Source organism: Rhodoferax sp. RT5P35 (genome assembly GCF_056521385.1).
Window position 1 is genome coordinate 1 of the sequence record NZ_JBWMAX010000207.1, and the last position, 1,233, is coordinate 1,233.

The window sequence follows — 1,233 nt, forward strand, 5'->3', positions numbered from 1 at the left end:
GGGCCAGCCACTCGCCCATTTGCCATTGGTACTGGCCGTCGTGCAGCCACTCGATGGTTTGTTGGTGGTTGCCCGACCAGGCCAGGTGCGCGCCGAAGACCAGGCCGGTGTGCTCGGTACTGCCGGGCGTGGTGACCACCGCGCCGGGAAAGCAGTCGTGCGAGGTGCGGCCCCGGCGGTTTTCGCGCCGCCACTGGTTGCGGCCCAGGGTGTCGGTTTGCAGCAGAAATTCGTGGTTGTGCTGGCCCGCGTACGAGCGCACGGTGGCCGCGTCGCCGGGCAGGGGCAGGGTGCCTGCGGCCAGCCATTGCACGTCGATGTCCGCATCGCCCAGGTTGGTCAGCGTGGTCTGCAGCGTGAGCACATCGGTATTTGCGTCCAGCGCCATCGACACGTTAAAGCGCAGCTGCGCTACCGCGTCGGTGAGGTGCAGCACCAGGGCGCTGCCGGGGGTGGTCCATTCCACCTCGCACTGGGTGATGGCCTGGGCGAAGTCCAGCCCGGCCCGGTGCGCCAGCAGTGCGCTTTGGCCGAACCAGCCCACGCCGAAGGTGGGCAGCACGGTGAGCGGCTGGTCGAAGTCGAGCATGAAGGACGGCAGCGGGCGGGTGCCGCGCAGCGCCTGGCCCGGGGTGTTGCCATCGGGCAGGCGCGGGCCCCAGTAGCGCCACAGGGGTGCTTCACCAGGCGGGCATTCGAGCACCAGGGAGCTGTGGCGGCTGTGCAGGAGGAGGAATTCAGCGGTCATTTTTTCGGTCAGGCGGCGTGGGGAATCAACATATCGGCAATGGGGATGCGGCGCTCCAGCGCGTGGCCCTTGTCGTCAAACACATGCATGGCGGCTGCGGGCAGCGATACCGCCACGCGCTGGCCGGGGTCGGCGTGGAACTGGCCGGGGGCTTTGACCACCAGGGGCTGGTTGGCTACACCGCTGTCAAGAAACAAAGAGGTGGACTCGCCCAGGCGCTCTTGCCAGTGCACCTGGCGCGTGATGCTTTGGGTGGCGGTGCCCAGCAGGGTGTGCTCGGGGCGGATGCCGATGGTGACGGGCTGGCCGGGCTGCAGCGCGCTGCCGTCCACCATGGCTTCCACCACCTCACCGCCGGTGAGCTGCACCTTGGCGATGTCGCTGCGGCCCTCGACCAGGCGGCCCTCCAGGAAGTTCATCTTGGGCGAGCCGATGAAGCCCGCCACAAACAGGTTGCGGGGCCGGTGGTACAGCTCCAGCGGGCT

General features: G+C 68.5%; 2 protein-coding genes. Both read right to left on the reverse strand.

Features of this window, described 5'->3' with window-relative positions; genetic code table 11:
* A partial coding sequence (locus AC097L_RS25005) for a glycoside hydrolase family 36 N-terminal domain-containing protein (RefSeq protein ID WP_479589412.1) occupies window positions 1–748 on the reverse strand: 748 nt, incomplete at its 3' end.
* A gap of 8 nt (window positions 749–756) precedes the next feature.
* On the reverse strand, window positions 757–1,233 hold a 477-nt coding region (locus AC097L_RS25010), incomplete at its 5' end, for a TOBE domain-containing protein (RefSeq protein ID WP_479589413.1).